A 13,081-nucleotide genomic window follows, 5' to 3' on the forward strand; every position below is an offset into this window, starting at 1 on the left:
CAGACAACATATTGTTATTCCGTTCCGAGAATAAGTAGCCTATATTCGATCAGACTATTCACAATCACAAACAATCGACCCCTTTTCGTTGTGGTCGAGGGGCATCATGGAATGGACCAGTTGTCAGCAATGCGGGCATTCGCGCGTGTGGTGGAAACGGGTAATTTTACCCGCGCCGCCGCGGCCCTCTCCATGCCGAAAGCGACGGTGACGACACTCATCCAGTCGCTTGAGGCGCATCTGCACGCCAAGCTTCTGAACCGGACGACCCGGCGCGTCATGGTGACGACCGACGGCGCGCTTTATTACGAGCGCGCCATTCAAATCCTCTCGGAAATCGAGGAACTGGACGGCAGCATCAGCAATTCGCAGAGCCTGCCGAGCGGCCGCCTGCGCGTCGAAATGGCCGGCGCCTTCGCCGAGAGGATCGTGATGCCGGCGCTCTGTGATTTCCACCAGCGCTATCCCGATATTCATATCGACCTCGGTGTCGGTGACCGACTGGTGGACTATCTGGCCGAGAATGTCGACTGCGCCTTGCGCGCCGGCATGCCGAGCGACCAGTCGCTGATCGCCCGCCGCGTCGGCGAGATCCACTTCGTTACCTGCGCCGCGCCGCTTTATATTGAAAAGCACGGCATCCCGGAGCGCCCGGAAGAGCTGGAGACGGCTCACTATGCGGTCAGCTATTTCCGCGCGCAAACGGGCCGTACTATCCCTTTCATCTTCGAACACGGCAACGAGTCGCTGGAAATCACCCCGCGCTACATCCTTTCGGTGAATGACAGCCGCAGCTACATCCAAGCGGCACTGACCGGGCTAGGCATCGCACAGGTTCCCAGCTTCATGGCCCGCGAGGCGCTTGCCAAGGGCGATCTGGTGCCCATCTTCACCGGCTGGACCCGGCCTGCGCTGCCCATGCACATCGTCTATCCGCCCAACCGGCACCTGAGCAACAAGGTGCGCGTTTTCGTCGATTGGCTGGCGAAATTGCTGATCACCTCGCGGGTGGGAGAAGCCTGAGATAGCAAACTGCCTTCCCCTATTTGAGCAGGCAACCGTAAGCACCTTCTCCCCGAGGGGAGAAGAGTTGTGCGGCAACGATCCCACCTCATATACGATTGCTCTGCCTATCTGAGGGGAGAAGGCCAGGTTCTCGCGACCGCTCAGTTCCAGGAGGCTCCCGCCTGCTGGCGAACCGTTGCGTTCAACCGGTTCCAGACATTGTCGATCGCGATCGCAACGATCAGGGCGGACAGCGCCTTCTCGTCATAGTGTCGGGCAGCCTCGTTCCAGACCTCGTCGCTGACGGCATCCGGCCGGTCGGCAAGCCGGGTGACTGCCTCGCCGAGCGCAAGGGCCGCACGCTCGGCGTCCGAGAAATAGGGCATTTCTCGCCAGGCGGAGACCCCGACGATGCGCTCCATCGTTTCGCCCGCTTTCTGCAGCTTGCGAAAGCCCATGTCGGTGCAGACGCTGCAGCCGTTGATTTGGCTGATGCGCAGATGCACGAGGTCGATTGTGTTTTCAGAAAGGCCGCGATCCCTAATGGAAGCGCTGACGGCCAAAAGGGCCTGCAGTGTTTCCGGCAGGATGACGGCGGGGTTCTGCATACGAGCTTGCATGTTTTGTCCTCTGATTGTTCGGGCGCCACGATGGCCTCGATCTTGACGATGAATTTTCCTGTCGATCTTGTGTCACACCGGCCGGACTGCATTCGTCATGGGTTTGACGGAACACGATGAGGAAATGTGACCGATGGACGGAAAAAACTGGCAGGCTGAAAAATTCGAGGCGAACCGGCCGCATCTGCGCGCCGTCGCCTACCGCATGCTCGGCTCGCGGACGGAGGCGGAAGATGCCGTGCAGGAAGCATGGCTCCGTCTCCTCAAGGCCGATAGGTCCGAAATCGAAAACCTCGGCGGCTGGCTGACGACGGTCACCGCACGCATCTGTCTCGATTTGCTGCGCGCCCGCAAATCGCGTCGCGAGGAGCCGTTGACGGTCCTCATCCCCGAGCCGGCAGTGCCCCACGAGGCCGAGCAGGATGCGCTGCTGGCCGATTCCGTCGGCCTTGCTTTATTGGTCGTTCTGGAGAAGCTCAACCCGGCAGAGCGACTTGCCTTCGTTCTGCATGACATGTTCGACGTGTCTTTTGATGACATCGCCCCGATCGTCGGGCGGACCACGGTTGCGACACGCCAGCTTGCAAGCCGCGCCCGCCATCGCGTGCAGGAAACGTCCGTCTCGATGGAAGCCGACCTCGCCCGCCAGCGGCATGTCGTAGACGCTTTCTTCGCCGCCTCGCGCGGAGGCGACATGCACGCGCTGCTCGCCGTTCTCGATCCAGAGGCAGTCTTCCGCCCGGATGCCGTCGCGGCGCGTATGGGATCAGTCGGGGAAATCCGCGGGCGTGTCGACGTCGCCAAAACCTTCAACGGCCGCGCGCAGGCAGCCCGGCTCGCCGTCATCGATGGCGCGGTCGGCGCCATCGTGGTTATCGGTGGGCAGTTGCGTATCGCCCTACATTTCACCGTCAACGAAGACGGCATGGTCACGACCATCGATGCGATGGCCGATCCGCAACAGCTGCGCAGGCTCGATATCGTGTTGATCGAGCCATGAAACCTATCGCATCTGTGTCGGGCTCGTGCCCGTCAGCCGGCGAAACATGGCGATGAAGGCGGAGGCATTGCTGTAGCCCAGCTGCGATGCAATCCGATACACCGGCTCGCCGGCTTCGATCAGCGCCAGGGCTGCGACCAGCTTCAACCGCTGGCGCCATTCGTTGAAGGAAAGGCCGAGATCATCCTGGCATCGACGCGACAGCGTACGCTCGGTCGTCCCCATCCTGCGCGCCCATTCCGCCAGGGAGCGCCGATCGCCCGGATCGGCCTGCAACGCGCTGAGCACCGGGCCGAGCAATGGGTCGTCGGAAAGCGGCAGATAGCTTTCACAGCGTGGCGCCAGGCGGATCTGATCGACCAGAACCTGTGCGAGCCGCAAGTCCTCGGACGTTTCAGGCAAAGTGATATCCCGTGCCGCGAAATCCGCCAGGATCGCCTTCAGCAGCGGGCTGATGCTCAGCGTCGAAGGTTCGCCCGGCAGATCGGCGCAGAGGGCGCGCTCGACATAGACGGTCACATAGCGCAGGTCATGCCGGTTATGCGCCCCATGCATCGTATCCGGCGGCAGCCAGATGGCGTAATGCGGCGGCGACAGATAGGGCACGCCCTGAATATCGAACTCACAAACGCCGACCAGCGCATAGTTGAGCTCACCCCACGGCTGGCTTTTCCTCGGAAAAACCGTGCCCGCTCTATAGTTCTCCGTCCGAAAGGAAACGGGGCGCGGCGGATCGCCCTCAATGCGTGGAAGCCTGTCCGGCATGTCCTCATTTCGCTACCGATTGTCCTAATCTCGTTATATACCAAAATTCGGACAAAGAGTAGAAGGATATCCCAGTGGTGAACGAAGTCCGCCATGCCTCGTTTAGTACAGAAGCCAGAATGACGTCGGGAGACCATTCCATGAGCACCCAGCCGCACTCATCCGCATCCGTCGTCAGCGTGGCCGGACTTGCGCCGCTGCTCACCGTGCTGATCTGGTCCGGCAATACCGTCGTCACCAAGGCATCCGCCGGCCTGATTTCGCCCGGCTCCATCTCCTTCTATCGCTGGCTGCTCGCCTTCGTCGTGCTCCTGCCCTTTGTCGGCCGAGCGGCATGGCGCAACCGCGCGCTAGTACGCGAGCATTGGTTGAAGCTCGCCATCCTCGGAGCCCTCGGCATGGTGATCTACCAGAGCCTTGCCTATGAGGCGGCCAAGACCACCTCGGCCGTCAACATGGGCGTCATGCTCGCCTTGATGCCATTGCTGTCGACGTTTTTCGCTAGTCTGCTCGCCGGAGAAAGACTGAGCGCTTCCAGCCTCGCAGGCGGCGCCATCTCGCTGATTGGGCTCATCTATCTGACGTCTCAGGGAGACCCGACAAGATTAATAAATGGCGGCTTCCATATCGGCGACGGCTTGATGATCATCGCCGTGCTGTCGAACGCGCTCTATGGCGTGATGTTGAAACGCTGGGCAATGCCGATCCCGATCTGGCAGCAGCTTTTCTGGCAGATCGGCTTTTCGACGCTGCTGCTGATCCCGGTTTTCCTGATGGGTGACATTTCGCCGGTCACGACGGCCAATCTGCCGCTGATCCTCTATGCGGCGATCCCGACGTCGCTTGTCGCCCCGCTCTGCTGGATGATCGGCATCCAGAAACTCGGCGCCAGTCGCACCTCGCTGCTGATCAATCTTCTGCCGATCGTGGTCGCGGCACTTGCCTGGGCGCTTCTCGGAGAGCAGTTGCATTCCTATCATGCCATCGGCGGCGCGCTCGCCCTAATCGGCGTCGGCCTTGGTCTGCGAAAGTCGCCGACGGCGAGCGATCAAGCGGCACCCGCAGCCGATGAAGCAGACTGGGAAGCGGAGGAAGCCTGAGCACTTCTCCGCGAAACGCTTTCCATTCGCCTGTCCTTCGTTCTACCATGAATGAGTCCCCAAGCGAAAAGGAAACGAGCGTGCGCATAGCCCTGGAACCGGTGTCCTCCAGAACGACGATCCAGGAGGGCGTCTACCAGCAGCTCAGAAACGCGCTGATGGCCGGTAATTTCGATCCCGGCCAGACGCTCACCATCGCCTCGCTCGCCGAGACTTTCGGCACAAGCAACATGCCCGTCCGCGAAGCCCTGCGCAGGCTGGCCGCCGAAAATGCGCTCGAAGTCGCCGCCAACGGCTCGGCCCGCATTCCGATGGTCACACTTGCCCGACTGGATGATCTCTGCCGCGCCCGCATCGCCGTGGAAGGGCTGGCCGCTGAGCTCGGCATACCCAATCTCACCCCGACCGACATCGCCGCGCTCGAGCGCATCGCCGTCGATCAACACGCAATCGGCCTTGGCAGCAATGTCTACGATCTGATGGCGAAGAACCAGCAGTTCCATTTCACAATCTATCGCGCCTCCGGCTCGGAAGTGCTGCTGCAGCTCATCGAAACATTATGGCTGCGGTTCGGCCCCTATATGCGCATGCTATCCGCCTCGGTCGAGCCCCTGATGCGCAGCGGGGAGCTTGATCCCGCCGGCCAGCATGTTCCGATTGTCGAGGCCCTGAAGGCCGGCGATTTTGCCGCTGCCCGCGACGGGGTCGTCGCCGACATTCGCCGCACACACGAAATTCTGCGCGATTATTGCCCGGTCACGCAGGACGAGCCACGAAGCAAGGGATCCGGCTCGGCATCCCGCCGCTAACCTGCGAACCGTCGACAATTAACTTGCGGCCGGCGTCAGGCGAAATTTGGTTGAACCTTAAAGTATTTTGTGATCAAATGATCAAAATACAGATTTCAATCCCATCGTTCAGAGCGAGATCCCCATGAGTTCCGCCCCTTCCACGTCGCAATTTGCCGGTCATAACAGCTTTCCGGTCGATGAGATCCGCGCCCTGTTTCCGGCTATCCAGAAGGCCGGCGACTTCGTCTTTCTCGATAATGCAGGCGGGTCGCAGGTCCCCCAGACGGTGGTCGATGCGGTCGCCAACCATCTGATCGATTTCAACGTCCAGCGCATGGCGAAATACCAGCACAGCCAGGGCGTCGACCGCAATCTCGATGAAGCACGCGAAAGCGTCGCCATGCTGGTCAATGCTTACAGACCGGAAGAAATCTCCTTCGGCCAGAACGCCACCTCCTTCATCCGCCTGGTGAGCCTCGGCATCGCCAAGCTTCTCGGCGAGCGCAACGAGATTGTCATCACCGACATGGATCACGATGCCAACATCGCCACTTGGCTCGCCCTGGAAGCAGACGGCGCCAAGATCGTATGGTGGCGCATGCGTGAGGACGGCACGCTGCATCCCGAGGATCTGAAGCCGCTCCTGAACGATAAGACCCGCCTCGTTGCCTGCACCGTGACAGCGCATTCCATCGGCACGATCGTCGATGTCGCCGCCGTCTGCAAACTGGCGCATGCGGCCGGCGCCGAGACCTTTCTCGATTGCGTTCACTACGGTCCGCATGGCCTGATTGATGTTCAGGCCTGGGGCTGCGATTATCTCGTCTGCTCCGGCTACAAGAACTTCTCGCCGCACATGGGCTTCCTCTGGGGCCGCTACGACGCGCTGGTCAAGCTTCCCACATTCAAGGAAGACTTCATTCCTGACGTGCCGCCCTATAAGATCGAGGTCGGCACCTTCACCTACGAGAATGTTGCCGGCATGAACGCCGCGGTCAAATATCTGGAAGGCCTCGGCCGGCGTTTCCTCCCGACCGGCGACCATAGCCGTCGGGAAGCCCTAGCTGCGGCCATGGGCGCGATCCGCCAGTATGAGCTGATGCTCTCTCGGGAGATGATAGCGGTCCTGAAGCGCCACGGCGCCGTCATATATGGCATTTCGGATGAGGCCCGCCTCGAGCGGCGCGTTCCCACAATCTGCTTCAACATGCCTGGCATCACGCCGCAGGAATTCGCCACAGAGATGGGCGAAGCCGGCATCGGCCTGCGCGACGGCCATATGTTCGCACCACGTCTGATGAAACGCCTCGGTCTTTCCATGGAAACAGGCGCCATCCGCGTGTCGTTGGTGCATTATAACAAGGTCGAAGAGATCGCCCGCTTCGACTCCGTCCTGACTGAGATCATGGCGCGACGCAGATAAGCCGCGCCCATGAGCGATGGCGGCGCCCGAACAACTCCGCCACCGCAATGCCTCCGTGCCGTCGACCCCAACCGGCAACGGCACGGAACGCTGCCTGAGTTGAGAGCAGATTGCCGCTTCGCAGCTAGGTTTTTTCGGTCTATCCCTCATTGAGATGACCGCTGAAATGTGAGGAAAAGGATGAGCGATTTCCGCCGGAACTGTATCGAGCGCGAGCTGCTGATCGGCACGTTTGCGGCCATCCCGCATCCGGTCGCCATCGAAGTCATCGCCGCTTCCGGCGTCGATTTCCTCTGCATCGACTGGGAACATTCGCAAATCAGCCGCGAGCGCATCGAGGATCTGATCCGCGCCGCCGACGTCCATCGCGTTCCCGCCATGGTCCGTGTGCCGGGCCACGCGGCGGAAGACATCGCCGCCGTGCTGGATGCAGGAGCAGCCGGCGTTCTGGTGCCGCGGATTTCGACGGCGGAGCAAGCTCGGTCTGCCGTTCGGGCCATGCGCTATCCGCCGCTCGGTGCGCGCGGCGTCGGTCCGGGCCGTGCGGCCGCATACGGCTATCGCATCCCGGATTATCTCGCCAAGGCCAATGCCGAGCTGGTACTGGCCATTCAGGTCGAGACGGCTGAAGGGCTGGCGAATATCGTCGATATTGCCGCAGTCGACGGCGTCGATCTCATTTTCATCGGCCCCGGCGATCTCTCGGTCTCGATCGATGCCATGGGTCCGGCAGGCAAGGACAAGCTCGATGCGGCCATCCGGACCATTGTGAAAACAGCCCTGTCCGCCGGCCGCGCGGTCGGCATTTTCCGCCCGACACCGGACGACGTCGGCACGTGGTCGGCGGCAGGGATAAGCTTCTTCCTGCTGGCCAGCGACACGATGTATCTCGGCGCCGGCCTGACCGCCGGTGTCATCGAGGCGAAGAAGCACAAGAGTAGTTTGGGAGTCGCGGAAAAATGAACAATTCCTTAGCTTTAAGATGTGCGCCACCCATAGATGAACCGGATGAAGGGGCGGACTTTTTAAGCTTAAACTTTATCCTTGAAATGCACTCGTTTTTGGATAACCATTCGAAAATGAAGGGCAATCCGAGCGCAGGCCTCTGCAATCGCATCGTCCCTTCGACACCGAATTCCGAGGGGAAGTTCCTTGTCTCTTCTGCCGCAGCATAACCTGCCGAACGCGCTCGGCGGCCGCGATGCCCTCGAAGGCATCCGCGCTCAGATCCGCGACATGCGCACCGACAATATTGCCGTGCTCGCCAAGCGTGCCCGCGAACTCGGCGGCGTCATCCCGCTATGGTTCGGCGAAGGCGACATCGTGACGCCGGCCTTCATCCGCGACGCCGCAAAGAAGACGCTGGACGATGGTGCGACCTTCTACGTTCCGAACATGCGCGGCCTCCAGACGCTGAACGAGGCGCTGTCCGAATATCAGACCCACTGGCATGGACGCCCCATCCCGATCGAGCGCACCACGGTCGCTCCCGGCGGCATGCAGGCGCTCTACATGGCGCTGGAACTGCTCGTCGATGTCGGCACCAATGTCGTCTACGTGGCGCCGCAATGGCCAAACATTCATAACGCCATCCATTTGATCGGTGGTGAGCCCCGGTCTGTATCGCTCGATTTCGACACCGATTGGCGCCTCGACCTCGACAAGCTCTTTGCCCGCTGCGATGCCCGTACCCGCGCGATCTTCCTGTCGACCCCCTCCAATCCGACCGGCTGGACGGCATCCCGCGAGGAGATGCAGGCCCTGCTGGATTTCAGCCGTCGTACCGGCATCTGGATCATCTCCGACGAGGTCTATGCCCGCCTCTATTTCGAGGGCGAAATCGCGCCCTCGATCCTGCAGGTCGCCGAAGACGGCGATCGTGTGATTGCCATCAACAGCTTTTCGAAGGCATGGGCGATGACCGGCTGGCGCGTCGGCTGGCTGACGCATCCGTCGGCGATCGCCGACCAGCTCGGTGCGATGACGCAATATGTCAACAGCGGCACATCGGCCATGGTCCAGGCGGGAGCAGCGGCGGCACTGCGCGAAGGCGAGCCGCTGGTTGCCGAGATCCGCGGCAGGATCAAGGCCGGCCTCGACCTTGCCTATGAAAAGCTGCCGCAGATACCGGGCATCATCCTGCCGGAAAAGCCACGTGGCGGCATGTACGCCTTCTTCGCGCTGCAGGGAGAAGCCGATGCGACCGTACTTTGCGAGCGCATTCTGGAGACGGCGCGCGTCGGCCTGGCGCCCGGATACCATTTCGGTGAATCGTCCCGCGCCTTCCTGCGCATGTGCACCTTCCGCGAAACAGAACAGATGCGTATCGCCCTCGACCGCATGGTCGATGCGATGACATGACACGGCCGCCCAGGCGGGCGGGCGGGAATACCCGCGGGTAAGAGGAATGCCCGCAGCCATAACCAGAGGGAGACTAAGAAAATGCATATTACTCGTCGCAGTCTGCTGGTCCTTGCGACCGCCGTTGGCCTCGCCGGCGGAAGCCACTTCGCCTATGCCGCCGATGTGCTGAATGTCGGCTCCTATCCGAACAATCCGCCATTCGAATACAAGACCGCCGAGGGCGGTTTCGAGGGCTTCGAGGTCGACATCGTCACTGAAGCGGCCAAGCGCGCCGGCATGACGACCAATATTGCCGACTACGGCTTCCAGGCCCTGTTCGCGGCAACGAGCTCCAAGCGCATCGACGTGGCGATCTCGTCCATAACAATCACGCCGGAACGCCTCAAGTCGCAATCCTTTACGCAGCCCTATTACGATTCCGACATGGGGGTCGCCGCCAAGGAAAGCAGCGCGATCAAAAACCTTGCCGATCTCAAGGGCAAGGCCGTCGGCGTGCTGTCCGGCTCGACGGGCGAAAAATGGGTCAACGACAACAAGGCCGCCCAGGGCTTCGCCGACGTCAAGGGCTACAACTCCCAGCAGGACATGTTCCTCGATCTCGGTGCCGGCCGCATTGACGCCGTCGTCAGCGATATCCCAGGCATGCAGTATCTCTTCGTCAAGACGAAGGGCTTTGCCATCAAGGATCGCATCAAGACCGGCGAACAATACGGCCTGATGATGACCAAGGACTCCCCGCTCGTCGCCAAGATCAACGACGCCATCACCGCGATGAAGAAGGACGGCACGCTGGAAAAGATCCACGAGAAGTGGTTCGGCAGCAAGGCGCCCGCCGGCTCCTCCACCGTCACCGAACTGCCTATCCCCAAGGCGTGATCAAAAGATCATCTACGAAATAGCGCTTACGCCGGCCATTGCGGCCGGCGTAAATGTAAGGAAATCCTATCTTCGTCTCGTACACGGGAGTGCCAATGTCTTTCGTCGATACCTTCTTCAATTCCGACGTCATGATCTCGGCTTTCCCTCAACTGCTGCGCGGGCTTTGGATGACCATCGCGCTTGGCGTGGTCAGCATCGTCATCGGCGTCTCCGCCGGCCTCATCGTCAGCCTGATCCGCCTCTATGCACCGAAGCCGCTCCAAATGCTGATGATTGCCTACATCGACATCATGCGCGCCATGCCGATGCTGGTCGTGCTGATCTTGATCTATTACGCGCTGCCCTTCGTCGGCATCAGCTTTTCGGCCTGGTGGTCGGCGATCCTCGGCTTTTCCATCGTGCTGGCTGCCTACTCGGCTGAGGTCTTCCGCTCAGGCATCGAAAGCGTGCCGCGCGGCCAGTTCGAGGCGGCCGCCGCCCTCGGCATCCCGTTCCTGATCACGCTCTACAAGGTCGTGCTGCCGCAGGCGGTGCGGATCGTCATTCCGCCGACGACCAGCAACTGCGTCTCCATGTTCAAGGACACGTCGCTTGCCTCGACCGTCGCGCTGCCGGAACTTCTGAAAGAGGGGCAGAACGCTCAGGGCTTCTACGCCAATCCCTCGCCGCTGATTATGGCCGCGCTGATCTACATCATCCTGCTCTGGCCGATGGTGCGTCTCGTCAGCGTGCTCGAAAAGAGGTTCAAAAGCGAGCGGGCCCGATAGAGCCGGCCATCAATCGAAGTCACCGCCTGAAAGGTGGTTGCTCACCGACGACTTCACCGCGCCGATATCCTGCCAGAGCTCGCTGACGATGGCGGGATCGACATCCGCCATCATATCGCGCAGCCAACCTTCATGGGCGACAGCCATGGCGCCGAAGATCGTCTCGCCCTTCGCGGTCAGCTTCGCGACCGTCACGCGCCGGTCGCCGTCAGGCGTGACGCGCAAGACCAGCCCGTCCGTTTCCAGCCGCTCGACCAGGCCTGTGACATTGCCGTTGGTGACCATGGTGCGCTTGGAAAGCTCGCCGAGGCGCAGGCCGTCGCGTTCGCGATAGAGCTGCGCCATCAGGTCGAATTGCGGCAGGGTCGCGCCGAACTCGTTGCGCAGCCGGCGACGAATTTCCTGCGAGACCAGCTTGGTGGTCGACAGCATGCGCAGCCAGAGTCGCAGCTCCTGCTTTTTGCCTTCCTGCGCTCCCTGAACAATGATTTCCAGGTCGACGGCTGCACTCTCAGGCTCTGTCATCACGTCAGCTAAACCCACCGCTTTGCATTGCTTATATGAACGATCTAGGGGCCGACATTTGAAATGTCAAAGGTTTACGCGTCAAGTCCGTTGGTCGTCACTTGGCCAGCATTTTCCCCAGCATGAAACCGGAACCGGCGCCGGTGCCCGCGCCGGGCCAGGTGGAGGCCCCACACATGAACAGCGACCCCACAGGCGTCCTGTAGCGCGAGTAGCCCGCGACGGGTCGGAACAGGAAGTTTTGGTCGAGGTGATGGCTGCCGGAGAGATTGTCGCCGCCGATGAGATTCGGGTTCTCCCGTTCGAGATCGAGGGGCGAAAACACGGATCGTCCCAGTATCTTGCCGCGCAGGCCGGGCGCGTAGCGCTCGACGATATGGAGAACGCGTTCTGCGTAGACATCCTTGATCTCGTCCCAGTTCGCACCGCTGATTTCCCCCGCCGCATCGCCGCGGAATTCCGCCGGCAGGACACGCACCTGGATCCAGAGCACATGCTGCCCGGTCGGAGCGCGCGACGGGTCGATGGCCGTCGGCTGTCCGACCACAAGGGCCGGCTCGGCGGGTAACAAGCCGCCCACCGCCTCGGCATAGACGCGCGACATCATCTCGAGATCTGGCGCTATATGGACATAGGCGAAATTCTGGAGCGCCTTGCCCGCCGTCCAGTCCGGAAGCCCCGACAGCGCCAGGTGGATCATCATCGTCCCTGGACCAGCCCGGAAGCGCGAGACTTTGTTATCGAATTCCTGGCGCGACGGCTCCCGATCGAGAAGCTTGCCGAACAGGATCTGCGGATGGACATTGGCAATGACGGCGCGCCTGGCTTCATAGCGACGGCCGTCGGCGAGGATGACGCCGGTCGCCTTCTTACCTGACGTGACGATCTTGTCGACGCGCGTCCCGAGCATAAGCTCGCCGCCCTTGCTTTTCAGCACGGCCGCCATCGCCTTGACGATCGTATCGGCCCCGCCCTTGCCGATCACCATGCCGAAAGCCTGGTTGGCCATGGATTCGAGATAGGGAAACAGCGCGCCACCCGCGACATCGGGCGCAAAGTCGAGATGCAGCCCCCAGGCAGCCATCATCGTCTTGAGCTTGGCGTTCTGGAAACGGGCGTCGAGAAAGTCGCGCGGCGAGGCAAACAGCATGCGCGCCGTGTCGTACAGCCAGCCGCTTCCCTTTTCGCGCCATGCCTTCCAAACGACCCTGGCGGCCGCCATCGAAGGCATCGGCGAACCGAGCAGGCCGAAGATATGAGGCGCATCCGCACCGAACTCCGACAGCATGTGCCGCCACGCAGCTGCGTCCTGCGGCGATATGTCGGCAATGGCGCCGGTGGTCTTTTCGAGATCGGTGCTGACGCCGAGAAAGGTGCCGTCGCGAAAGACGCTGGCAAAGCAATCCGCCGCGGGCACGAAATTGAGACCTTCGGCCGAAAGCTCGTTCTTGTATTGCGCAAAAAAGGCCGAGCCGGCGAACATGGAGAGGTTCATGGCACAGAGATCGTGGCGGAAGCCCGGAAGCGTCACCTCGCGGGTTTTCACCGCTCCACCCGGCTCGGCATTGCCCTCGATGACGGCAACCTTCCAGCCCTTCGCCGCCAGATGCACCGCCGCTGCCAGGCCATTGTGGCCCGCCCCCACTATGATCGCATCATAGCTCATCGATTGCCCCTCTTTCGCCGGTGATTATTATTGTCACATGCATACATCTTGAGTTTTAAGCTTCAAGTACCAATCAACGCGAATCGTAAAGAAAAGAAACAATCTTGAGTAGTATAATCGCAATCAACCTCAGAGATTCACGTTTAGTTTCAGCGCCTTACAAACACCCGCTAGCC

Annotated in this window: 13 protein-coding genes; 9 read left to right on the forward strand and 4 right to left on the reverse strand. The window is 61.2% G+C overall.

Features of this window, described 5'->3' with window-relative positions; genetic code table 11:
• Nucleotides 1–111: 111 nt before the first annotated feature.
• Entirely contained in the window at nucleotides 112–1,023 is a 912-nt protein-coding gene (locus tag GA0061101_RS07070; RefSeq protein ID WP_037195308.1) for a LysR family transcriptional regulator, read from the forward strand.
• A 143-nt stretch (nucleotides 1,024–1,166) separates the two neighbouring features.
• Here GA0061101_RS07070 and GA0061101_RS07075 read toward each other — a convergent pair whose 3' ends face one another.
• Nucleotides 1,167–1,625, reverse strand: a complete 459-nt coding sequence (locus tag GA0061101_RS07075; protein WP_037195310.1) for a carboxymuconolactone decarboxylase family protein — start codon at nucleotides 1,623–1,625, stop codon at nucleotides 1,167–1,169.
• A gap of 133 nt (nucleotides 1,626–1,758) precedes the next feature.
• Between GA0061101_RS07075 and GA0061101_RS07080 the strand changes: the two genes are divergently transcribed.
• The gene (locus tag GA0061101_RS07080; protein ID WP_037195311.1) at nucleotides 1,759–2,625 is read left to right on the forward strand and encodes a sigma-70 family RNA polymerase sigma factor; all 867 of its coding nucleotides are present in this window, start codon (nucleotides 1,759–1,761) and stop codon (nucleotides 2,623–2,625) included.
• Between the two features lie 3 nt (nucleotides 2,626–2,628).
• On the opposite strand, the gene GA0061101_RS07085 is transcribed toward GA0061101_RS07080, so the two are convergent.
• Nucleotides 2,629–3,390: an AraC family transcriptional regulator gene (locus GA0061101_RS07085; protein WP_037195314.1), complete on the reverse strand. Its 762-nt coding sequence runs from the start codon at nucleotides 3,388–3,390 to the stop codon at nucleotides 2,629–2,631.
• A 140-nt stretch (nucleotides 3,391–3,530) separates the two neighbouring features.
• On the opposite strand from GA0061101_RS07085, the gene GA0061101_RS07090 reads away from it, so the two are divergent.
• The 7 genes from GA0061101_RS07090 (at nucleotide 3,531) to GA0061101_RS07120 (ending at nucleotide 10,714) form a co-directional block, all read left to right on the forward strand.
• On the forward strand, nucleotides 3,531–4,490 hold the full coding sequence (locus GA0061101_RS07090) for a DMT family transporter (RefSeq protein ID WP_037195315.1): 960 nt from the start codon (nucleotides 3,531–3,533) through the stop codon (nucleotides 4,488–4,490).
• An 80-nt stretch (nucleotides 4,491–4,570) separates the two neighbouring features.
• Entirely contained in the window at nucleotides 4,571–5,299 is a 729-nt protein-coding gene (locus GA0061101_RS07095; RefSeq protein WP_037195457.1) for a GntR family transcriptional regulator, read from the forward strand.
• Nucleotides 5,300–5,423: 124 nt separating this feature from the next.
• Nucleotides 5,424–6,704, forward strand: a complete 1,281-nt coding sequence (locus GA0061101_RS07100; RefSeq protein WP_037195317.1) for a cysteine desulfurase-like protein — start codon at nucleotides 5,424–5,426, stop codon at nucleotides 6,702–6,704.
• 180 nt (nucleotides 6,705–6,884) lie between these two features.
• A complete protein-coding gene (locus GA0061101_RS07105) occupies nucleotides 6,885–7,667 on the forward strand; it encodes an HpcH/HpaI aldolase family protein (protein WP_037195318.1) in 783 nt (260 codons plus the stop codon).
• 189 nt (nucleotides 7,668–7,856) lie between these two features.
• Complete coding sequence (locus tag GA0061101_RS07110) at nucleotides 7,857–9,065, forward strand: pyridoxal phosphate-dependent aminotransferase (RefSeq protein WP_051963385.1); 1,209 nt, start codon at nucleotides 7,857–7,859, stop codon at nucleotides 9,063–9,065.
• Nucleotides 9,066–9,146: 81 nt separating this feature from the next.
• Entirely contained in the window at nucleotides 9,147–9,944 is a 798-nt protein-coding gene (locus tag GA0061101_RS07115) for an ABC transporter substrate-binding protein (RefSeq protein WP_037195320.1), read from the forward strand.
• 95 nt (nucleotides 9,945–10,039) lie between these two features.
• A complete protein-coding gene (locus GA0061101_RS07120) occupies nucleotides 10,040–10,714 on the forward strand; it encodes an amino acid ABC transporter permease (protein ID WP_037195322.1) in 675 nt (224 codons plus the stop codon).
• A 9-nt stretch (nucleotides 10,715–10,723) separates the two neighbouring features.
• On the opposite strand, the gene GA0061101_RS07125 is transcribed toward GA0061101_RS07120, so the two are convergent.
• Both GA0061101_RS07125 and GA0061101_RS07130 read right to left on the reverse strand, forming a co-directional pair.
• A complete protein-coding gene (locus GA0061101_RS07125) occupies nucleotides 10,724–11,239 on the reverse strand; it encodes a MarR family winged helix-turn-helix transcriptional regulator (protein ID WP_037195324.1) in 516 nt (171 codons plus the stop codon).
• A gap of 97 nt (nucleotides 11,240–11,336) precedes the next feature.
• Nucleotides 11,337–12,905: a phytoene desaturase family protein gene (locus GA0061101_RS07130; protein ID WP_037195327.1), complete on the reverse strand. Its 1,569-nt coding sequence runs from the start codon at nucleotides 12,903–12,905 to the stop codon at nucleotides 11,337–11,339.
• Nucleotides 12,906–13,081: the final 176 nt, after the last annotated feature.

The organism is Martinezella lusitana, assembly GCF_900094565.1.
Classification (GTDB): domain Bacteria; phylum Pseudomonadota; class Alphaproteobacteria; order Rhizobiales; family Rhizobiaceae; genus Rhizobium; species Rhizobium lusitanum.